We start from the raw sequence: 21,658 nt of genomic DNA, 5'->3' as shown, positions 1-21,658 counted from the left end.
TGAGTTTTCCCTTGAAGCCCGTTGAAGACTACAACGTTGATAGGCAAGGTGTGGAAGCGCAGTAATGTGTGAAGCTAACTTGTACTAATTGGCTGATTGTCTTGACCATATAATCTGAGCTACTTCATTTCATAGCTCCAGATACAAGTTTAAAAGTATTAAAGTGAGGTTCTTGACCTCACTTACAAAAAAATGTGCACCTCTTTATTTACCTAAAGCATAATTCGGGTATAATAGCCCCCATTATGCATAAACAGTTTTCCTGGCGACCATAGCGTCTTGGAACCACCTGATCCCATCTCGAACTCAGAAGTGAAACGAGACCGCGCCAATGATAGTGTGAGGTTTCCTCATGTGAAAGTAGGTCATCGCCAGGGTTTTATTCTTGAAAGCGGCTTTAAGCCGCTTTTTTTTTGCTAAAAATTTCAGAAACTACCAACTTATTATCTTTTTAAGCTCATTCGTTCCATTGAGCGTCTACACTTGTGATTCTCGGATAAAATTGTAGCCTTAATGAGTCTCACGATTTAATCCTTATCATTTTTTCAGAACTTCAACCTCAACCTCGATAAAAGATAGTTATCGAGATACACTGGATAAAACAAATATTTGAGTAGCTTATGAAAAAGAACAACTTCCTAATTTATGGCTCTTATGGATATACGGGTAACTTGATTGCGCAATTAAGTGTGCAGCAAGGATTAAAACCGATATTGGGAGGAAGAGATAAAAAGAAATTAGAACATCAAGCCTCCGCTTTAAATTTGGAATACCGAGTATTTGATGTGGATGATCTGGAACAAACCAAAAAAGGGCTCCACGATCTTATGGCTGTCATTCATTGTGCTGGACCATTCAAACATACTTACAAAAATATGGCACTGGCATGTCTTGATGTGAAGACTCACTACTTGGATATTACCGGCGAGGCCAGGGTAATAGAGGAACTGATGGCAATGAATGACCAAGCGCTTAGAAATGGGGTTATGTTACTTCCTGGTTCTGGGTTTGACGTGGTACCAAGTGACTGTTTGGCCGCTTACTTAAAACGTTGTTTGCCAGACGCAAACCGATTAGTACTTGCTATTGCATCATTTAACGGACATGCTGGTTTAAGTATCTCTCACGGTACAGCCAAAACAATGGTAGAAGATATCCCTGAAGGGAGTCTGATTCGAGATAATGGAGTTTTAAAAAAAGCTCCTTTTGGTTGGAAGAGCCATTTTTTTGATTTTGGTACTCCAAAGAAGATGTTATGTACCACGATTTCTTGGGGGGATTTAGCTTCAGCATGGTGGTCTACCCAAATTCCACATATAGAAACTTATATGGCTTTACCTAGAAAAGTGATTAAATTTAAAAATGTAATTAATTCATTTAAATGGCTTTTTAATTGTGCGCCAATTAAAAAGTATATAATACATAAAATCAATCAATTACCTGCTGGACCTACTGAAGAGCAAAGACAAAATTCAGTGGTCAAAATCTATGGTGAAGTAGTCAATAGTGCAGGGGATAAGTCTGCTGCCCTAATAACTACACCTAATGGTTATTCACTGACTGCTTTATCTACAGTACTAATTATGCAAAACGTTTTATCAGGAAATGCTCCAATTGGTTTTCAAACCCCCTCCACAGCGTATACCGAGGATTTAGTGATGAAAATTTCTGGAGTAACTCGAGTTAAAGTTCACTAATTGTTACTATTATCCATCTTTTATCTGGATAATAAGTCCATGGATATTGAAATGAATTTTAAAAAATATGTAGGGATAACAAATGAAAATTAATAAACGACTTATTGCTTTAGAAAATGGAATGGAAGATGTAAAGACAATCCAATTAGAACTGGCTGAAAAAAATACTCGCTTACAGCTTCTTATAGAGCAAATGGAAGAAGAGTTAGATAAACACGAGCAGACAATAATTAAAGAAGAGTCTGCAAAAGTAAATAATGCAGAATTGCTTAGAGCACATGGCCTTATGAAACAATCAAAGCAAGTGAACCTCCCAGAACCCAGGATCTCTCAACCTAGTCTTTAAATTTACATGACACCTCTATACTTTAGTTTTAGGAAGATAGAATGAGATATCAATCATACCGTTACTATGTTCCTAATTTATATTTTCCCAATGAAGTTTCAACTTAGGCGGTATAATTTAATCGGATTATCACGATGTTTTAAAGTGGCATCACCCACAAATTCACCCTTGAAGTCAGGTAGTTTCTTAATTGCATCTTCAGAGATGAGAATGTTTGTGTTGTATATTTTATTGAGTTGTTCTATATGAGCAGCAGAATTTACTACGTCTCCTATGATAGTATATTCCTGACGTTTTTTGGTCCCTATAGTGCCTGTTACTGCATCACCAAAATGTAGGCCAATTCCTAATTTTAGATTGGGTAGGTTACCTTTTTTTACTTCTTCTTCCGTGCGTTTTATAATCGCCAATGCTGCATTTACTGCATTAGCTACATCATTCCCACTGGATAACGGAGCACCAAATACCGCCATAAAACCATCCCCTAAAAATTTATTAATAATTCCTTTATTGTCATGAATGATTTTTACGATATATTTAAAAAGTTTATTGAGGTACTCCACAACTACCGCGGGTTCATTTTGTTCGGTAAAATGAGTAAAATTTCTTATATCCAAAAACATGACACAAACAGGGAGGTATTCGCTTGAATTGGCATCTTCTGATAACAACTTAGCTACAACTTCTGGAGAAACATGCTTGCCAAAAATCTCTTCAATTCGTTCCCGTTCCTCCTGAGCGTCAAATGCGGTAAGAAGCTGCTTTTTAATTTGCATGGTGACAAAACCAGTGACAATTCCTGCGATTAATATCATGAATCCACGCGCAGCAAAAGCGAACCATGCAACTAAATAGTAATCAATATTTTCGGTGTTAGTATAATTTAGTACGTAATAAGAAAGCCCCCCATATTCAAGAGCTCCAATCAATCCTGAAAATCGGCATATCCATTCATTCAGCGTTAATGACGAAAGAATGATGAAAAGAAAGTAAAGTAAGATAGGTGGCATTAAAAGCACATACACTGGTGTTTGAAATGTTGTAGCGATAATCAGCCCTAATGTTGGAACACTCATTTCAATAAACGCATTCATGTATCGAAGAACGATAGGCAAATTTTTCTTATGAACTATATGCCAACAAATAACTTTACGCATCATAAAAAAATAGAGTGCAACACACGCTAAATAGCTAGGTAAAAGCAAGGCGGAGATGTTCGCAATACGAAAAAATATTTCGGGGGAATGTATGATAAATGTTATCCACATGAGGGATAATAAACTGAAAATAGTAGCTAAAATTGTGGTTCTTAGTTTTTCGGTTTTTAATATTTCTGCTTCCAAAGGCGTTTGAGTCATTTCATCTTATCCCTATCTTTTCTTTTATTTTAGATGAAATTTTTACAAGTTTTTTCAGCGATTGGGTGGAAATGAAGTAGGCAACATCGCAGCATATATATTTAGAGTTTTGGGCCGTTGTAGTGGGCTAAACTTGGTTTTCTTAAGGGTTTTACCTGGCTCAGGAGTGATACCTTATAAGGATGCCAAATGTTTATCTTTGAGACGTACATAATGTTGTGCTGAGTATTCTAACATTTCAAGTTCCTGCTGGGTTAATTTTCTGATTGCCCTAGCAGGATTTCCAAGATATAGATAACCACTTTCGAGTACTTTTCCAGGTGAAACTAAAGAGCCCGCACCGACCATAACATGATGGGGTATATGTACAGCATCCAAAATTAATGCGCCCATCCCAATAAGACAAAAATCGTCAACGATACACCCATGTAATACCGCTTGATGCCCAATTGTAATTCCTTGGCCTAAAATTAGCGGTTGTCCTCCTGAAGAATAGGGACCATCATGAGTCACATGTAAAATTGCCCCATCTTGAATACTGCACGCATTACCTATTTTAATCGAGTTAACGTCCCCACGTAAAACAGCCATGGGCCAAACAGATACATCGTCCCCAAGGGACACATCCCCAATGAGAACTGATTTAGGATCAATGTATACTCTTTGTCCTAATGATGGAGATTTACCTTGAAAACTGCGAATAGAATCATTCATATTATTAAACCATAGTCACAAATTCTTCTGCACTTGTGGGATGAATGGCAACTGTATTATCAAAATCTTTTTTACAGGCACCCATCTTGACTGCCACCCCAAAGCCTTGCAGCATTTCATCCGCTGCTAAGCCAATGACATGCAACCCAATAATTTTTTCTTCTTTACCTAAGGTAACTAATTTCATCACGGTAGGTATCTTTTCTTCAGCAAATGCTTCAAACATTGGATTAAAACGAGTTTGATAGGTTTTAATTTGCTCTTTACCGTATTGTTCAATAGCCTCCTGCTCACTAAGACCAACTGTTCCAATGGGTGGGTGGCTAAAGATTACGGTGCTAATGTTCTCATAGTTCAGGCAAGCTTCGGGTTGTTGGCCAAATAAACGATCTGCTAAACGACGGCCTGCAGCAATTGCTACAGGAGTAAGGGCGGGGGCATTGGTTACATCACCTAGGGCATAGATCCCCTGAGTACTAGTGTTCTGGAAAGGATCGACCAAAATCAAACCTTGTGCATCAGTGGTAACATGTACTTTTTCCAGGTTTAGGCCAGAGGTTCTGGGTTTCCTTCCCACAGCAGCAATAATGACATCGATATCTTGAATTATCGAGCCACTACAACATACGATTGATTTTCTACCATCACTATGCAAGTTTATTTCTTTTGCCTTATGATTTGAGTGAATATGAATACCTTGTTGTTGCATAACCTCCATTAAGGTATCCCCTAGGATATTATCAAAGCGGGATAAAGGTCTTGTACCTCTCATTAATAGGTGTGTTTCACTTCCGAGCCCGTTTAATACGCCTGCCAGCTCGACTCCGATGTATCCACTCCCAATAATAGCTACTTTTTCCGGCTGTTTAGACAAAGCAAAGAAACCATCAGAGTCAATAACATGTTGAACGCCATGGATCGTGGGTAAGGACGGTTCGCCACCTGTTGCAATGATGATATGTTGTGCTTGATATTGCTCGTCATTTACTTGAATTGAGTGCGGATTGACAAAAGCCCCAGTACCTTGAATTAAAGTGATGTTGCATTGGGTAAAACGTTTTGCGTAATTTTCTCTGAGTCGCTCTATGTAGGCATTTCGTTTAATAACTAGAGTGTTCCAGTCAAGTTTTGTTGCGGTAAGAGAAAAGCCATATTCAGGCGCATGATGTATCATTTCATTAATCATGGACGCATTGAACATGATTTTTTTGGGGACACATCCTAAATTGACGCAGGTACCCCCTAAATAGCTTGGCTCTACTACAGCAACCTTGGCTCCATATTTGGCGGCTCGCACAGCACTGGCAATCCCGCCACTACCACCACCGAGAACAATAAGATCAAATTGTTTGTTTTTCATAGACAATTTTCGACAAATAAATTTATAGTATCAGGAACTGTCCAATCAACCAATATAAAATTCCCATTAAATATTTGCCTCATGGGAAATTTTTTTCCTAGTGTTTTTTTTGTTGCCTATTAACCGATTTTTATAAAAGAAGTAGTGCAAATACAGCGTTTCGATTCTGAATTATCTTTTGAACCATTTGTAATCAATTATTTCGGATCTCTTCCTTGAGCATGATCAGGATTAGGTTTTAGGAGATTTTGAGTTGCAACTGAGTCTTATTCGAGTTTTTTTGCAATAGGATTAGAGATTTGGTTAATGCACGAATGGAAAATTTTGAGAATTTGATTCAACAAGGTTATCGGAATTTTGTTTTATTAAATCTTCCCGATCTGTCGTTAACTCCAAGATTTAGGAAAAAAAGTACTAAGGAACAAGAAAATGCTGCCAAATGCTCGAAATATTTTAATAAACAATTGACAGCTAAAGTCCAGCAAGTTATTGAAAAATATAATTATTCAAATACTCCTTTGCATCTTTCAGTTTTTAATGTCAGTACGCAATTTGAAAAAATTTATACTCATTGCGAAGAGTATGGGTTCGATAAAATTAAATTAGCATCACCCTTTATTGAGTCGGAAGAATTTAAACAAAGTCAAAAAAATCTGATGCACCAAAAAGAACATATTTCTCCAGCGGATGGTTATATGTTTTGGGATGACATACATCCAACTATGGATACTCATACTTGGTTAGCAGTACAATTTAAAGAGGCATATAACGCGATTTTCCAATTTATTCCCCCGGAACCAGTAAAAAATGTTGTAAAGATGCAGAAGATGCCACACATCCATTTTCATCTGCACCTTATGCCCATTTGCCTGCGGAGGTAGTAAAGATAATAAATAATCTTCATCGAAGTGCCATCAGCTTAGAACAATCATTTTGTGCATCCCGTAGGAGCGACGTGAGTTTTAAAACAATTTATTTTTAATTTACAGTGCCAAAGTGGGAATTTACAGGAGATCGAGGCTTCTATTAAAGCATTTACCCAAGATACTGAAAATATGAAAATGATAAAACGCAATAGTTCATTTTTTGATTTTTTTGCATGTAAGAAAACAACTTATCCTGAAGATTATATAAGTGAACTAAGTAGAGTGGTTGCAGAAAATATGAAGCATAAGCAGCTCGTAATATGATTCAATATACATCCTTCCCGGGTACGTGCAGCGAAAACCCGGGATTTTGAGGCTCAATAGTTTCACTCGGTAAAGGAGTCGTTACTCAGTGCTTATTTTGAAGTTTACATCAACATTCCCACGAATTGCATTCGAATAAGGGCAAATTGTATGAGCTTCAGCTACTAATTTTTCTGCTTCTTTTTGATTTAAACCCTTAATGTGGGTATGCATTTCAACTCCAAGCTTATATCCTTTTTCTGGTGTGGGATACAAAGAGACTTGAGAGAGAATTGAGACATCTTGCAGAGGAATGTTCTGTAAACTGGCAACATGACGCATTGCACTCTCAAAGCATGCTGCATAACCTGCAGCAAATAATTCCTCTGGATTGGTACCACCGCCTTGACCACCTAATTCCTGGGGTTTGGCGAGGTCCAGCCTTAATAATCCGTCGGAGGTTTCTATATGACCATTACGGCCGCCGTGGGTTCGTGCTGTTGCAGTATATAAAGCTTTCATATTTTAGTCCTTTAATGATAACCGATCAAAGTTAGAGTCGATTGATGAATTTGTCAATCAGGAAACTTTATATATTTTTTTGCATTCTTGATTAGGTACCGTAGGACTTTTTACACCAATAAACGAACCTCTATCTAAATAATTACATACGTGTTCAGTATTTAACTTATTCAAACATTGAGATAGCGTCTGGTGGCAATGCGGAAAAATTGATCCATTAGAATTAAGCGCCTGATATTGTTGGTTGTTCCAACTGTTTGGATCACTTGTATAATAAGTAGTAAAATTTTTTATTTTTAAATTATTACCCAGGCTAAATATTTTCATCGCTGGGTAATTGTGATGAATACGGCTAACAGCTGGATTAGAATAAGCATATATATTACTTCCATCATTTAAATGGATTTTTCTAAATCCATCCATATGCGTATGAGAGGTAAGTAGAGTGATTTCACCGTATGATTTTTTATTGTTGTTTAATATGCTTATAAATTCTTGCAGATAAGGTTCATGCCAAATAGGCTCCCCCCGATATGAAGTTCCAGGTGGTTCATGCATAGCAATTAAAAGTTGTTTGGCGTGATGTTTTTTTAATTGTTGTTTCAGCCACGAAAGTTGAGTTAAAGCATCATGCTCCTGATTTGTATACTTTGAAAGAATAGGTGTTCTTGTCCATTGAGTTGCATTTAAGGCTATCAAAATAATTTCTTTATCCCCAGGGATTACATAACTCGAATAATATCCATCTTGATACATATGACTGTCATCTATAATTAATCCTTTACAGTGAGCACAAGCTCCATCCCAGTCCGTAGCAAAATTTAATGGAGAAACGCCATTTGATTCGAAGGGTTGGTAATTACCAAGTAAAGAGTCATTGTTCCCTGCAATGTAAAAAATAGGTTTCAGATCCTTATCGTTCTCATATAATTCATCAAATACAGTTTTTTCAAACTCACCTTTTTTAGGTGAATTAAATAAAGAGTGAGTGGGTAAATCACCTAAGCAAAGAATGAAGTCTACTTTTTTACTTAGTTTTTCATATTCCTTCATGGTAATTTTTAGAAATTCTGGCCCAGTATCCTCTCCATCACGAGATTGATTTGTACTGCCGTAATGAATATCACTAATTGTTAAAAAACTTGGGGCCGCATACAGAGAATGGACAAAGCAAAAAACCAGTAGAATAATTTGAACAAGTGAATTCAATTAAATCTCCATTGCTATTTACTAAAGAATATAATGTATATTAAATCATTTAGGTTGGGTCACGAAACTTATAGAATTAAGGTTTCTCAAGTTTCGTTGCGTGTCCCAATGATTCATTCCTAAGCCGCTTCGCGAATACTCCATACTCTTTGTATTTGATTGGGCATCTCTGGCGCTTGTATCCACAGTAAAGTAGGTCTACCCGAAGGATTAATCGGTAGTGTCTTAGAAGACAACATGACTGCAAAAGGATATTTTTTTACTACGGATTGCAATGTTGCCCATACTTTTCCAGGATCCGCTTGGTTATCGTTTACTATGAGTTCATTACCTCGATACACTATATTAACAGGTTGCCCTCTCAGCGCTGTTCGAATCGCAGACTCCAAACGTCTCCATCGGGCTTGATGTACTTTTTGTTTTTCAGCTTGGGTAGGATTTAATTGAAAACTAATGCGCTGGTGCGGTGAAAAAACTCGACTCAAACGACTACTTTCCGGGTTTTTCTGTAGAAAATAAGTAATAATTGCATCCAATACGGGTCGTCCTGGTCCGGAGGCTTTTCCTGGTTGCCTATTGACATACATTGCAAAAGCCAACGTATGACCATTGGCAGTATATAAATATCCTGAAAGACTATTTATTCCGGTCATGGTACCGGTTTTAGCCCGCACAAAACCTTGTTGGATAGGAATCCGAAATCTTTTTTGTAAGGTACCATCTCGTCCAGAAATAGGTAATGCGGAAATATATTCATAAGATAATGGAAAACGTTGGTATAGAAATTTTAAAAGTGAAATGGTTTGCTCAGGAGTTACTAAACTGTATCGTGATAAGCCCGATCCATCAGTAAAAATCGCATTCGAAAAATCGATTCCAGTCTGTGATTGTAAAAAATTTTTGATTAAAGGCTCGGCTCCTCGCCAGTTTACGGGTGCCCCTTTGAGCTTTTCAGCAGCATGCAAATAAAGGCTGTCTGCATAGAGGTTATCAGAGGGCTTTAACGTATCTGCCATCAATTGGGATACGGGTTTAGAGTGTTGGGTCGCAATTAACAAAGAACCTGCGGGAGTTTTGCCTAACTGTACTTGACCGTTCAGTTGTATATTGGCTTTTAGCAGTTGGTTTTTGATCATGGCTTGAGTGTACATTAAAGGGTTTTTTATAGCCAATTTTTGTTGTACGGCCCACTGTCCAACTCCGACACAACCACGAACTGTTAAATGATTGTCTTGATCTAAACTAAAACCTACACCACACCCTTGGGTGTTGGCTTTTGTTGTAGCCTGGTTATTTAAGGTGATAGCGCCACCACCGTCGTCTGCTTCCACGATCGCCGGATCTCCAGCCTGCGCCCCTGGATTTACAGTGACCGTCAAACGATTAGAGTCAACCATTACGGGGGCATTGGGAGCCCCATAACTGTAGGATAAATCGGATGTTAACCAACCTGGGGGATAAGGGGAAACTTCAGCAAAACTGCTATCTATGTACACGTTACCTTGGATGGTATGGATATTCCATTCTTTTAGCGAGTAAAGTAGCGTATTTAAATCATTACGGCTAAATGAAGGGTCTCCACTTAATTGCACATAAACATTACCCTGGAGTACACCTTGTTGTATGCTACCCGCACTTATATTCAATTGGTTTTTGAAGCGATAATCCGGCCCAAGAACCATCAAAGCAGCTGCTTCTGAAAAAAGCTTCATGTTACTTGCAGGGATATACAAACGCGCTGCATTCCGGCGATATAAGGTTTGGCCAGAAGTTAAGTCAAGAACGACAATTCCGAGATTAACATTCGGATTGATACGGTTAATTAGCTTATCTACTTCGCTTTGGATACTGGCACCCTGTGATAGTGCTGATAAGGCTAATAAAAACGCGCCAGTTAAGGTCCTTTTCATTGATATCGTTCCTTTTGCTTTATCACGTGTTGAATAAAAAATTGATAAGTTAGTTTAATCATATCTCAAGCCCAATCGCTCCAAAAGTCCTGCGAGAGTATCATTATCAAAAAATTTAACTTGTAACCATCCGCCATCGCCATGATCGTTTATTATTTGCACAGGCGCTCCCACTTGCTCTGCCAATAGAGCTTGTAATCGCTCAATGTCCCGATCTCTTTTAGCATTTTGGGGAGTTGAAAATTGTTTATTCTTTTGCGTTTTAACTGCTTGTTCCAACTGTCTCACTGACCATTCTTGCTCTATAGTCTGTTGGGCTAAATACTCTTGTTGGCCTGGATTTAATCCTACGAGAACTCGCGCATGCCCCAAAGATAAGGTTTTATCCCGAATTAAATTTTTTATTGATTCACTTAAACTGAGTAGACGAATAATATTGGCAATATGACTGCGCGATTTTCCTACTAAAGTAGCTATTTCATCTTGATGGTAGTGAAACTCATCAATCAAACGCCGATAAGCGCTTGCCTCTTCAATCAAATTTAAATCTTCTCGTTGAATGTTTTCAATTAGGGTGAGTGCGCATGCTTGTTTGTCACTATAATTTCCTATTAAACAGGGCACTGTGTGCAATCCTGCTATTTTTGCAGCACGCCATCGTCGTTCTCCAGCAATAATTTCATAACGCTGTTTTGCAATAGTTCGTACGATTAAGGGTTCAATCAAACCCTGAGAGGCAATTGATTGGGCGAGCTCTTTTAATGCGATGTCATTAAAATCTTGTCTGGGTTGATATTGCCCCGCTTGGATGTTTTCTATAGGGACGTGCTGAAATTCAACGTGCATCGAAAATAGTATTGGATAAGCTTGTCATAAATTGTTTCATATTTTCGTAGGAATGGAAATAGCATTCTGGGTAACATAACCGAGGTTTCGTTATGCTTTATACCCGGGTTATGCTTTTTTTACAGCAAGCCGTATATTATTGCTGAAATAGAGATGATACCCATTATCGTTGTAAATAAATTACTTACCACATGGGTGCGATATTTTTTCATTGCAGGAATTTTAGCTGTTGCATACATAGGCATAATAAACAACAGGATAGCAATAACTGGTCCACCTAGAGTCTCTATCATTTTTAAAATGTTGGGATTGATTGTTGCAACAATCCAGCAGGTAATGACCATAAAAATTTCTATGATTCGTTGTAACCTACAGGGACTTATCTTGTTTCCCGTTTGTTTTAGGAAATTGACAATAATACTGCTCAAACCTTCTTTAGCCCCTAAATAATGACCAAAAAACGATTTAGAAATTGCAATAAAAGCGATAATAGGGGCAATACAAGCAATGAGAGGAGTCTTAAAATGATTTGCAAGATAAGACAAAATCGAAATATTTTGTTGTTTTGCTTGTAGAAGGTCTTGAGGTGAGAGACTAAAAACACAACTGAATACAAAGAACATCACCGAAAAGACCATGAGTAGATGGCTGTAGCGCATGATCGAAAGGCTATTACTGTCTGCATCAATACCGTGTTCCTTTTTTTGATTAACCGCAAAAGAAGAAATAATAGGTGAGTGATTAAAAGAAAAAACCATTACCGGAATAACTAACCAGAGCGTCATTAACAATCCATGTCCCCCATTGGCATGTAAAGAGTTGCTTTGTTGCAAAATAGCACTATTCCAGTTGGGTATTAAATAAATAGACAAAAATAATAATGTTGTTGCAAAAGGAAAAACTAATAAGGACATTGATTTAACAATTATTTCTTGTCCAAAACGGACAATAGCCATGAGTCCCAGAATCAGGATTATGGCTAAAAGTGCTCTAGGTGGTGCGGACATACCTAACTGATTCACAATAAAACTTTCGGTAGTATTAGTTATTGCTACACTGTACATCAATAAAATGGGATAAATTGCAAAAAAATACAAGCCCGTCAATATCCTTCCTGCAAAACTACCGAAGTGCTCTTCAACCACCTCGGTAATGTCATTTTGGGTGGAAGAACCTGATAAGACAAAGCGGCATAGGGCGCGATGTGAAAAATAAGTCATAGGGAAGGCAAGGATGGCCATTATTATTAAGGGCCAGATCCCATTAAGTCCTGCATCTATGGGGAGGAAAAGGGTTCCGGCGCCGACTGCAGTACCGTAAAGACTTAACATCCATACGGTATCATGTTTTGTCCATGAAAACTTTTTACTAACTGCTAGGGGTGAACGTATTGCTGCAGCTTCATTTGACGACATTAAAAACATCCTTTATACCGAACACTGTGTTCAATATTAACACTGTGAAGCTAATATTTCAACAGGATCCGCCCCGGCACGGATGTTTCAATAATTAATATTCTAGTTTTGTTCCATAAAGCCTGTCTCCTGCATCACCTAAGCCTGGAATAATATAGCCTTTCTCGTTGAGTTGTTGGTCTATTGCAGCCGTGTAAATGGGAATCTCTGGATGCTCTTCATGAAATGCTGCAATGCCTTCAGGTGAGGCGAGCAGACAGAGAAATTTAATCGATTTAGGCTCGATTGCTTTAATTTCTTTAACCGCAGCGATGGCAGAATTTCCCGTAGCTAACATGGGATCAACTACAATCACATCACGATTTCGGGTATGTTCTGGAAGTTTAATATAATATTCAATTGCTTCAAGGGTTTTAGGGTCCCGATACAAACCAATATGGCCGATTCGTGCGGTAGGCACAAGTTGCAACATCCCATCGACTAATCCATTACCCGCACGCAATATGGATACAAAAACTAATTTTTTTCCTTTTAAAACAGGGGATTTCATTGTCGCTAAAGGTGTTTCAATTTCCTCATATTCCATTTCTAAATCACGAGTAACCTCATAAGCGAGCAACATGCTAATCTCATGCATTAGAGTACGAAATTTGACGGTGCTGGTATCTTTTCGGCGCATAATTGTTAATTTATGCTGAATTAATGGATGGTTCACTACAACTACCTGTTGATCGTTCATTTTAACTCCAAACTGCGGTTTAGGTGAAAAATTATAGCCTGGTGAAGCGAAGCGGAAAGCGGGAAACATGGTGTTAGAAATCCCGTTTACGACGTTGTCCTTAACCAGGCTACTTAGCCAAGCTAGAAACGGTCTTAAATTTAAAATACGGTACCGTCACTAATGATTTGAATAGGGGGGGTACCTTGGGGTCGTTTTTGTTTCGCAATCCGCCGTCCGGCTTCCCAAGTTCCTCCTTGCAAAATTTTAGCCAAGGGCAGCTCGTGCGCACTCTTTTGCAATTTTTTTCTGATTAAAGCAGCTAATTCATCTAAAAGTGAAACCGTTAATGCACGCCACTCCACAATTATTTCTGAATCAGGGGGCAGTGCATTTTTTAGAATTTCTTGGTTTTTAAATTGCAGTACACTACAATCTATAAGCAATCCACCATTTCGATATTCTGGTAAACCTGTGAGCTCTTCCAGATGAGTTACTGTAATTCCTGCTTGTTCTAAGGGTTCAATTAAGGAATAAGTAAGCCACTGAGATAATTTATGAAATGGAATATAACCCGATCCAGGTTCATTTGTTTTTAGAGGATTATATTCCCAGACGTCTCCAAGGGGTATTCCCTCAAATGAAAGTCTGGCCGGCCATATTTCGTTGAATGTATTGAGTACTTCCTGAAAAATTTGCGTGGCTGTAACTTTGTTATTTACTGCCAAGGAGCTTATATAAGTATAAAAATCACCCAAGCGGTTTTCTTTTCCAAAATGATATTGATCGTGTTGGATTAACCTGCCCAGTCGATTGAGAAGAGCAACTCTTCCGGTAAGACCTTCAAGAGGATTGTCGGGAGTCACTTGAAATCCATGCCGGAGTGCCTCTTCACCAAAAGCCAATAACCGCTCTGCATCTATTCTCAACGGTTCAGTTGGGATGGCACTAAAAACACCCTCTTGGTAAAGAGATAAGCTGGCTAAGGCTAAGCCTTCAGATCGTGAATATTCTATACCTGTCCCAGGCTCCTTGAAGCGCCAATGTTGACCGGCACCAGCATCTAAAAATACACTGATGATAACCAGTTCATAAAGAATTTTTCCTTGTTGTTCTGCAGGAAGGATATTCATGTGTTCCTGCATTTTTTTTATTCGATCAATCCCACCAGCTTCAAAATGACGCCAACGACTGTGATAAGGAATATCAAGATTTGGATAATTATCTTGAATTACTTCAATAACAAAGGAGGCTGTGCTGGTCATTTTTTCAGGATCTAAAACAAAATAAACTGATTTATCTTGCTTTACGCGATCCAAAATAGCTTGTGAGCGCACACGTATAGTACGTGGATCCTTTAACGTAGCTATTACTTGGGCAGTTTCATGTACATTACTCATTAAGGTCACGTCCTTTAGTTCTTGCTAATTCATTTATGTCCACAATTCGATCGGGTGAATAGTAACCCGCTGCACGTTTAGCATTCATTTCTACTTGTGCATCAAGGGGAATGAGCTCATCGGGAATCGATACCCGTTCTACTACCTGAATTCCCGATTTAAGTAATGCATCATATTTCATATTGGACATGGAAACGAAACGGTGGATCTTGGTAATCCCTAGCCAATGCAAAATATCAGACATTAATTCTTGAAAACGCATGTCTTGAACTCCCGCAACACATTCTGTTCTTTCAAAGTATTTTGCAGCTGTATCGCCACCTTTCTGTCTCTTGCGGGCGTTATAAACTAAAAACTTGGTTACTTCACCGAGTGCTCTTCCTTCTTTTCGGTTATAAACAATCAAACCGCCTCCTCCCTTTTGTGCGGATTCAATAGACAGTTCGATTCCATGTACTAAATATGGCCTACAGGTGCAAATATCCGATCCAAATACATCAGAACCATTGCATTCATCATGAATACGACATGTAAGCTCAATTTTGGGATCGTGGATGGTGGTTACATCACCAAAAAAATAGGCAGTCATACCACCTATTGGAGGTAAAAAAACATCATAATCAGAACGTGTTACCAACTCAGGAAACATCCCAGCTGTTTGCTCAAATAGAGTACGACGCAAAAGTGATTCTGAAACCCCAAAGCGTTCCGCGATTCCGGGTAAATACCACACGGGTTCTAGCGCGACTTTAGTTACGGCTACATCTCCAGATTCTTTTAATATTTTTCCATCCGGTTTAAGCCGACCTTTTTGAATGGCTGTATGCAATTCTGGAATATTAATATGAGCTTTGGTCACGGCTATTGTAGGCCGAATGTCATATCCTGCCTGAATTTCTTCTGCGAAAACACTAGCTACAAGATGCCCCCAGGGATCAAGTGAGACGATTTTCTGAGTATCACTCCATTGAGGATGAGGACCTATATCAACCGGAGGTGTGGTATCAGTAAGATCGGGAACATGCTCAGGGTCTAATACTCCAGCAGCAACAGCCAGCGCTCGATAAACTGAATATGAGCCAGAATGAGTACCCACTGCATTGCGATTTTTTATATTAGTGAGGGAGGCTATTACCGGACCACGTTCTTTCGGATTTTCCGCGCCCCATTTTATTCTTAATGGTGCAGCAGTATGTCCGGATGGATGTGAGGATAAAACAATATGTCCTTTGGATTTTTTTTTGGACTCATCTTGAACCATAGTACTAATCCTTTAAAGATACCTACTTTATAAATTATCATAACAGAAGAAATTAATTGGTAGAAAGTACTATTTTCCATATCGAATAGAGAAACTTGGGTCATTGTACTGGGTTAATATTCTCGTTATTATGGTTCGTTTTTTATTAATCACTAGAAATAACACTAAAAGTTCGCTTCGGTTTTTGTTTCGCTATACCGAAATACAATTTTTTTATTTTAATGTGAAACAATTATTGTTAGGGAATACAACATTATGACTACTTTAATTCTTTGCTTGTTCATTGCAATATTATTGCCTTATCTTCTCAAGATTGTGGTTGCTAATTTCATGCAAAAAGAAGGGAAATACGATAATCATTATCCAAGGGCTCAACAAGCAAGATTACAAGGGATGGGAGCACGAGCTGTTGCTGCTCATCAAAATAGTTTTGAATCATTACTCGTATTTGCTACTGCTGCATTAACCGCAATGGCGACTAATCATATCGGCACAACAATTCAAATTTTGGCGATTATTTATATTATCTCCCGTTTTATTTATTGTTATTTTTATTTAATGGATATGGCTTCGTTAAGATCAGCCATCTGGTTCATTGGTTTTGTTTCTTGCTTGATTATTTTGGGACTATGCCTGGTGTGATTTGTTATACTATGAGCTTCATTGGCGTAGGTGTCATTAATTAAGAAGGTAAAAGGGTTTTTTGATGCACAAAGAAAATGATGTTCAGCCGGTTTCGTTACACCCATTACTGGTTTTTGTTGTATTAATGCTTATGATACTGATGCAAATGACAACGGATCAGTATATTCCCTCATTACCCGCAATTACCAAGATATTTAACAGTAATGAAGCATCCATACAATTAACGTTATCTCTTTTTATGCTTGGCTTGAGCATTTCCCATGTATTTTATGGTCCTTTATCCGACAAAATTGGTCGTAAACCACCGCTTATGTTTGGAGTAGGTCTCAGTATTTTAGGCAGTTTAATTTGTTTTCTTGCACCTTCAGTTTTGGTCTTAATTATTGGTCGTTTTATTCAGGGATTTGGTATTGGGTGTTGTGGTTCAGTAGGCCGTTCTTTAGTCCGTGATCTCTTTACTGATAGAGTCTTATCTAAAATTGGTTCTTATGTGGGTATTGTAAGTGTTTTTATTATGGTTGCTTCTCCGGTTCTTGGAGGCTATATCCAGGAACATTTTGGATGGCGTATTAATTTTTTATTTTTGTTAGTATTCGGTGTTATTATATGGATTATAGCTTTATGTACTCTTCCCGAAACAAATAAAAATCTTAATCCGGATGCAACTAAATTAAGAGTAATGCGCGACAATTATTTTACTTTATTAAAATCGAAAGTTTTTTTAGGTTATGCATTGTGTGCTTGTCTTGCTTCTGCCGGTTTAATTGGTTATCTCGCGATCGCTCCTTTCCTATTCCAGGATACCTTAGGACTTAGCCCTGTAGAGTTTGGTCAATTGACAATATTTATTGCCGGCGCAATTTGTGTGAGCGGAATAATTAATAGTCAAATGGTGATGAAAAAAGGGGTCTCCTATATGGTATGTATCGGAATTATCTTTATGATATTAGGCGGTTCTACCATGTTATGTTTGTCCCTTATAGGATTGGAGAACGTACTTTCCATTATGATTCCTGTGTCTTTGTTTAGCATAGGAATGGGATTTACTTTTATCAATGCATTTGCTGGAGCGTTCCATCCATTCCCTCATATGGCGGGAACTGTGGGTGCTTTATATGCATGCATGCAAGACTTAAGTTCTGCATTGTCTAGCGGCCTAATCGCTTTAGGTGAATGGTATGGCCAATTCTCATTAGCGATAATTTTACTTATCTTAGGATTAGGTTCTTTCGCTTCGTGGTATTATCTGGCCTCCCAAGAACATTAAGAGAGGTTGTTTATGAAAATTACTGAGAACGAATTAAAAAATATTATAGCCAAGCTTTCAGGGGCTAAAGCAGAAGAAATTCATGACGATACTGCATTAATAGAAGATTTACATTTAGACTCATTGAAAATAGTAGAGTTACTGGCCATTCTTAGCGAAGAATATAATTTAGCAGTGACTGAAGAAGATGCAATGAATTTTCATACCTATAAAGATTTATTCGATTTTACTCAGGCGTAACCTTTTGGTGAGTAGCATTCCGAACTAGGTTAGGTTACTCCAAATTATAATACGTCGTCACTATTGATACCCGGGTTATGGCGATGCCTTCACCCAGGTGTATCATTTAGGGCTTTAGAATTGCACCTAAGGTGTTTTCCTCACTCTGCTTCATAAAATAGACGAGTAGCATGCAAACGGCCACCATTCCTACAAAAGCTGCTCCTTTAAAAAAAGAAAGATTTTGGGTTGGGGATCCTGATTTTGACGGTGCTTTTTCTCCCGATGTCTTACCAATTTTATACCACTCATGCTCGGGGGAGAATAATATAGAATTGGGTTCAATTTTTTTATAGCGGTCAAGTAAGTTATGCAATTGCTCTTTGTGTTGTTTTTCATAAATCGCAGCATCTACTTTATCGAGCAGAGTATTGCTTTTTTGAGATTCTGAGTCTTCTAAAAACTCACTACATTTTTGATGTAGCTCACGAATGGGTTTCGCAAATTCCTCTTTGCTGTATCGTGTAAGCGCATTACGTTTTAAGATTGGAAGGGCATGTTGTAGACTTTTTTCTTCCAATTCTATAGAAGGATCTGTAACTAATTTTATAGCAAGGTCCAGAATGTAAAAAGCAATTGCAACACTATCATATTCAGTTTGTTTTTGTATTTCTGTTACTGGTTTTGAGGAAGTAGAATAGGGAATGTTTGCTGAGCCAGCGATCTTTTTTAATTGTTTGATTTGCTCATTGACTCGTCCCATCAAGGGCGTATGAATATTGTTTTCATCGAGGAGCCAGCCTGCATATCCTCGCAGATGCTCTTGTTCAAGATAAAATTTAACTTGCTCAAATATTGAGGAAAATAATTCGGAAGAAATAGGTTTATCTTTACTTGCGTGTTCCATTTCATCCATAAGTTGCCCCGCAAAATTAAGCAGCTCATTTACTTCTTGAAAAACAAGTTGTCCATTAAGACGAGCATCGGGGCCTATTCCTATTTTTGGTAAAGCAACGTATTTTTTAATTTGAATATCAATTAGTGGACATAGAAATTCGAATAATTCTTTTTGACTTTTCATAGTTCTTCCATTCTGAATATAGTGAGATAGATTATCTGATGACTTTAATGAACGCAATAAAGCAAGCGTGATCTAATTTCCTTAAAGAGATATATACTAAAAAGATGAAGGTGTAGTTTCGCCAGGAATAACATGGAAACAAATCGTGGATTATCCGTAACGACTCAGTCATTGCAGGTTATAGAAAGCATCAATCACTTCCATCAACAAGTCTTGGGAGCAGGAAAGGAACCACATTTTATTTTAGAGGCGGTCAAAACTAATCCGGATAATTTGCTTCTCCAAGTTTATACGGCTGCATTTTATCTTTATGGCCAAACTGATCCCGCAACTGCTTTAGCAAAAAAGCATTTAGAGCATGCTGAAAAATTATTGTCTTCGGTTAGTTTAAGAGAAAAATTAACCTATCAAGCAGTTAAAGCCTGGATGAATTTAGAGTATGAAACAGCTATAACTATATTCGCGGCATTAACTGCTTTATATCCGCGCGATACTTTAGCCGCGAAGTTTGCTGAATGGTTATTTTATTGTTCAGGACAAGCGTACAATGCCCATCACTATTTGAAATTCTGTGAACAAATAGCTACTCATAATCAGGATGAATCCCACTTTTTAGCGATGCATTCTTTTGCAGCCGAATTATCAGGTCACTTAACAGACGCGCAACGTCTTGCGGAGCAGGCTTTGACTCTCCAACCGCTTACCCCATGGGCACACCATACTTTGGGTCATATCTATCTCAACACAAAAAATAGTGCAAAAGGTATAGCCTCTTTAGAAACATTTCGAGAGAGCTGGGAGCAGATTTCAACTCTTCTTCGTGGACATAACAGTTGGCATTTGGCTTTATTTTATCTGGCGTTACGACAAGTAGATAAGGTGATGGACTTATATCCTGTTATTTTTGGTACTTCTCCCGACATCATTACCGAGCAAATAGATGCTATTTCACTATTATGGCGGCTCGATATGGCAGGATTGCCGCAACTCGATCAGTTTAAGATCGTGGCTAATTATTTGGATAACAACCCTTTTACTCACTACACCGGTTTTAATACGGTTCATTATGTATATTGTCTTGCACGCTTGGGTCAGGAAGATGCGGTTCAGAGATCTATGGTATCAATTGAAAATTATGCTAAAGCCTTGCCTCAAGGCTATAACCAATCGCTTTGGCTTTCTGTTATTTTGCCTTTAAGTAAAGGAATTCATGCGTTTGTGAATAATGATTTCAAATTGGCTTATGATTGGATGACTCCCTGCATCTCCAGACGCACAGAAATCGGTGGCAGTGATGCCCAGTCAGAAATTATTGCGCAGACTTATTTACTTTGCTTGGTACATACCAAGAAAAATAATGCGGCAAAGGAGTTTTTTAATTTCCATTTGGCGCACTATCAAGGAACACCTCTGGCTGAATTTTGGTTTGACTCGCAGGTAAGTTTTTAAATGGGAGCCGGAGGAGGCGAAGCAGAATGCCCGCCACCTTAGATGACTTCTAAAAGAGCACACGCTGCAATCCCACCGCCACCTGCTGCAACGAGTAATACTTTGTCTTTTGCTTTAATGGGTGCTTGTTCGCGAAGATAATTCAGAGCAATACCTACACTTGAACCCGAAGTATTACCCGTTTCTTCTACCGTTTTGATGATGCGTTCCTCAGGAAAGCCTAATTGTTTGGCAACAGATAAAACTAAATTTTTATTGCCTTGGTGTGGAACCAACCATTGAATATCCGCGCTAGTTAGGTTTAATGACTTCAAGAATTCTTCGGCTCCATCAACCATTCCATGTACCGCTTTAACAAATAGTGCGGTATTTTCTTTAATTGTGATGTAAAACAATTCGGGATTGGTACAATTTGCTGCGGGTAACCGTGAACCTCCGGCAGGTGTGGATACCGTATCACTGACTTCTCCATCAGCAAATAAAGCAGAAGCAAGATAACGAAACTCTGCATGTTCCTCATCGGTAGATACTACACAAGCAGCTGCGCCATCGCCAAAAAGAACGCTTGTAGCGAAATTATTTTTATTTAAAAACTTAGAGCGAATTTCACTGGCGATTAATAAAATGGACCCCTTGGTTGCCTGAGTAATAGCAGCGCTTGTATGCAAACCAACAACAAAGCCCGCACAGGCGGCTCCTATATCGAAAGCACCGGTATTTTTCAATCCAAGTCGGTGTTGCACTAGAGGGCTGGTTGGCGGTGCAAGATAATCTCCAGATATAGTGGCCAAAATAATTTGGTTGATTTTATTTTTCTCTGCAGGTTTTGCAGCGAATAATTGTTCTGCTGCAAGGATTGCCAAATCACTACATGCCTGATCTTCATTAGCCCAGCGTCTATTTCTAATTCCTGTCGAGAAACTAACCAGGGTTGGACTTTGCGTGCTATTCATCCAATTAAGCACTTCTTGATTGCTCATAACCTTTTCGGGCAATGCAATAAAGGGACCTTTAAGATATATGTTTTGTTCGGCGCGTAATAAATTCATGGTAGCCTCTCGCTGTGGAATAG

At 38.4% G+C, this 21,658-nt stretch carries 20 protein-coding genes and 2 rRNA genes; 9 read left to right on the top strand and 13 right to left on the bottom strand.

What is annotated here, in order from left to right:
• From ACWTE2_RS05070 to ACWTE2_RS05055, 4 genes are all read left to right on the top strand, one after another.
• Nucleotides 1–109 (top strand): 23S ribosomal RNA (locus ACWTE2_RS05070); the annotation flags it as partial.
• A gap of 152 nt (nt 110–261) precedes the next feature.
• A 5S ribosomal RNA gene (rrf, locus tag ACWTE2_RS05065) occupies nt 262–377 on the top strand.
• Between the two features lie 243 nt (nt 378–620).
• Entirely contained in the window at nt 621–1,697 is a 1,077-nt protein-coding gene (locus ACWTE2_RS05060; RefSeq protein WP_454784416.1) for a saccharopine dehydrogenase family protein, read from the top strand.
• Nucleotides 1,698–1,779: 82 nt separating this feature from the next.
• The gene (locus ACWTE2_RS05055) at nt 1,780–2,043 is read left to right on the top strand and encodes a hypothetical protein (RefSeq protein WP_454784415.1); all 264 of its coding nucleotides are present in this window, start codon (nt 1,780–1,782) and stop codon (nt 2,041–2,043) included.
• Between the two features lie 98 nt (nt 2,044–2,141).
• Here ACWTE2_RS05055 and ACWTE2_RS05050 read toward each other — a convergent pair whose 3' ends face one another.
• The 3 genes from ACWTE2_RS05050 to gorA form a co-directional block, all read right to left on the bottom strand.
• Complete coding sequence (locus ACWTE2_RS05050) at nt 2,142–3,401, bottom strand: adenylate/guanylate cyclase domain-containing protein (protein WP_454784414.1); 1,260 nt, start codon at nt 3,399–3,401, stop codon at nt 2,142–2,144.
• A 174-nt stretch (nt 3,402–3,575) separates the two neighbouring features.
• Complete coding sequence (locus ACWTE2_RS05045) at nt 3,576–4,115, bottom strand: gamma carbonic anhydrase family protein (protein WP_454784413.1); 540 nt, start codon at nt 4,113–4,115, stop codon at nt 3,576–3,578.
• A 4-nt stretch (nt 4,116–4,119) separates the two neighbouring features.
• On the bottom strand, nt 4,120–5,475 hold the full coding sequence (gene gorA, locus ACWTE2_RS05040) for a glutathione-disulfide reductase (RefSeq protein WP_454784412.1): 1,356 nt from the start codon (nt 5,473–5,475) through the stop codon (nt 4,120–4,122).
• 299 nt (nt 5,476–5,774) lie between these two features.
• Between gorA and ACWTE2_RS05035 the strand changes: the two genes are divergently transcribed.
• The gene (locus tag ACWTE2_RS05035) at nt 5,775–6,356 is read left to right on the top strand and encodes an SGNH/GDSL hydrolase family protein (protein WP_454784411.1); all 582 of its coding nucleotides are present in this window, start codon (nt 5,775–5,777) and stop codon (nt 6,354–6,356) included.
• A 390-nt stretch (nt 6,357–6,746) separates the two neighbouring features.
• On the opposite strand, the gene ACWTE2_RS05030 is transcribed toward ACWTE2_RS05035, so the two are convergent.
• The 8 genes from ACWTE2_RS05030 to ACWTE2_RS04995 all read right to left on the bottom strand — a co-directional run bounded on the left by ACWTE2_RS05030 (nt 6,747) and on the right by ACWTE2_RS04995 (nt 15,925).
• Complete coding sequence (locus tag ACWTE2_RS05030; RefSeq protein ID WP_454784410.1) at nt 6,747–7,166, bottom strand: organic hydroperoxide resistance protein; 420 nt, start codon at nt 7,164–7,166, stop codon at nt 6,747–6,749.
• A 57-nt stretch (nt 7,167–7,223) separates the two neighbouring features.
• Nucleotides 7,224–8,375 (bottom strand): metallophosphoesterase, encoded by a 1,152-nt coding sequence (locus tag ACWTE2_RS05025; RefSeq protein WP_454784409.1) that lies wholly within the window; start codon nt 8,373–8,375, stop codon nt 7,224–7,226.
• A 119-nt stretch (nt 8,376–8,494) separates the two neighbouring features.
• Complete coding sequence (gene dacB / locus ACWTE2_RS05020) at nt 8,495–10,285, bottom strand: D-alanyl-D-alanine carboxypeptidase/D-alanyl-D-alanine endopeptidase (protein WP_182391400.1); 1,791 nt, start codon at nt 10,283–10,285, stop codon at nt 8,495–8,497.
• A gap of 54 nt (nt 10,286–10,339) precedes the next feature.
• Nucleotides 10,340–11,131 (bottom strand): ParB/RepB/Spo0J family partition protein, encoded by a 792-nt coding sequence (locus ACWTE2_RS05015; RefSeq protein ID WP_454784408.1) that lies wholly within the window; start codon nt 11,129–11,131, stop codon nt 10,340–10,342.
• A 119-nt stretch (nt 11,132–11,250) separates the two neighbouring features.
• Nucleotides 11,251–12,546: a serine/threonine transporter gene (locus tag ACWTE2_RS05010; protein WP_454784407.1), complete on the bottom strand. Its 1,296-nt coding sequence runs from the start codon at nt 12,544–12,546 to the stop codon at nt 11,251–11,253.
• A 94-nt stretch (nt 12,547–12,640) separates the two neighbouring features.
• Nucleotides 12,641–13,285 carry a uracil phosphoribosyltransferase gene (gene upp / locus ACWTE2_RS05005; RefSeq protein WP_454784406.1) on the bottom strand — a complete coding sequence of 215 codons (645 nt, stop codon included), beginning with the start codon at nt 13,283–13,285 and terminating at the stop codon, nt 12,641–12,643.
• A gap of 140 nt (nt 13,286–13,425) precedes the next feature.
• On the bottom strand, nt 13,426–14,664 hold the full coding sequence (locus ACWTE2_RS05000; RefSeq protein WP_454784405.1) for a URC4/urg3 family protein: 1,239 nt from the start codon (nt 14,662–14,664) through the stop codon (nt 13,426–13,428).
• Entirely contained in the window at nt 14,657–15,925 is a 1,269-nt protein-coding gene (locus ACWTE2_RS04995; RefSeq protein ID WP_182391395.1) for a GTP cyclohydrolase II, read from the bottom strand. Before ACWTE2_RS04995 ends, ACWTE2_RS05000 begins: the two co-directional genes overlap by 8 nt.
• Nucleotides 15,926–16,180: 255 nt before the next feature.
• On the opposite strand from ACWTE2_RS04995, the gene ACWTE2_RS04990 reads away from it, so the two are divergent.
• From ACWTE2_RS04990 to ACWTE2_RS04980, 3 genes are all read left to right on the top strand, one after another.
• Nucleotides 16,181–16,567 (top strand): MAPEG family protein, encoded by a 387-nt coding sequence (locus ACWTE2_RS04990; protein ID WP_454784404.1) that lies wholly within the window; start codon nt 16,181–16,183, stop codon nt 16,565–16,567.
• A gap of 64 nt (nt 16,568–16,631) precedes the next feature.
• Nucleotides 16,632–17,837: a multidrug effflux MFS transporter gene (locus tag ACWTE2_RS04985; protein ID WP_454784403.1), complete on the top strand. Its 1,206-nt coding sequence runs from the start codon at nt 16,632–16,634 to the stop codon at nt 17,835–17,837.
• A 12-nt stretch (nt 17,838–17,849) separates the two neighbouring features.
• Nucleotides 17,850–18,077 carry an acyl carrier protein gene (locus tag ACWTE2_RS04980; RefSeq protein ID WP_454784402.1) on the top strand — a complete coding sequence of 76 codons (228 nt, stop codon included), beginning with the start codon at nt 17,850–17,852 and terminating at the stop codon, nt 18,075–18,077.
• Between the two features lie 106 nt (nt 18,078–18,183).
• Here the strand turns inward: ACWTE2_RS04980 and ACWTE2_RS04975 are convergent, their stop codons facing one another.
• The gene (locus tag ACWTE2_RS04975) at nt 18,184–19,137 is read right to left on the bottom strand and encodes a hypothetical protein (RefSeq protein ID WP_454784401.1); all 954 of its coding nucleotides are present in this window, start codon (nt 19,135–19,137) and stop codon (nt 18,184–18,186) included.
• Nucleotides 19,138–19,269: 132 nt separating this feature from the next.
• Between ACWTE2_RS04975 and ACWTE2_RS04970 the strand changes: the two genes are divergently transcribed.
• Nucleotides 19,270–20,586 (top strand): tetratricopeptide repeat protein, encoded by a 1,317-nt coding sequence (locus ACWTE2_RS04970; RefSeq protein WP_454784400.1) that lies wholly within the window; start codon nt 19,270–19,272, stop codon nt 20,584–20,586.
• 38 nt (nt 20,587–20,624) lie between these two features.
• Here ACWTE2_RS04970 and ACWTE2_RS04965 read toward each other — a convergent pair whose 3' ends face one another.
• On the bottom strand, nt 20,625–21,635 hold the full coding sequence (locus ACWTE2_RS04965; protein ID WP_454784399.1) for a 3-oxoacyl-ACP synthase III family protein: 1,011 nt from the start codon (nt 21,633–21,635) through the stop codon (nt 20,625–20,627).
• Between the last annotated feature and the right edge of the window lie 23 nt (nt 21,636–21,658).

This window comes from Legionella nigrisilvae, from assembly GCF_977063395.2.
This window is presented reverse-complemented; position numbering and strand designations above follow the sequence as displayed.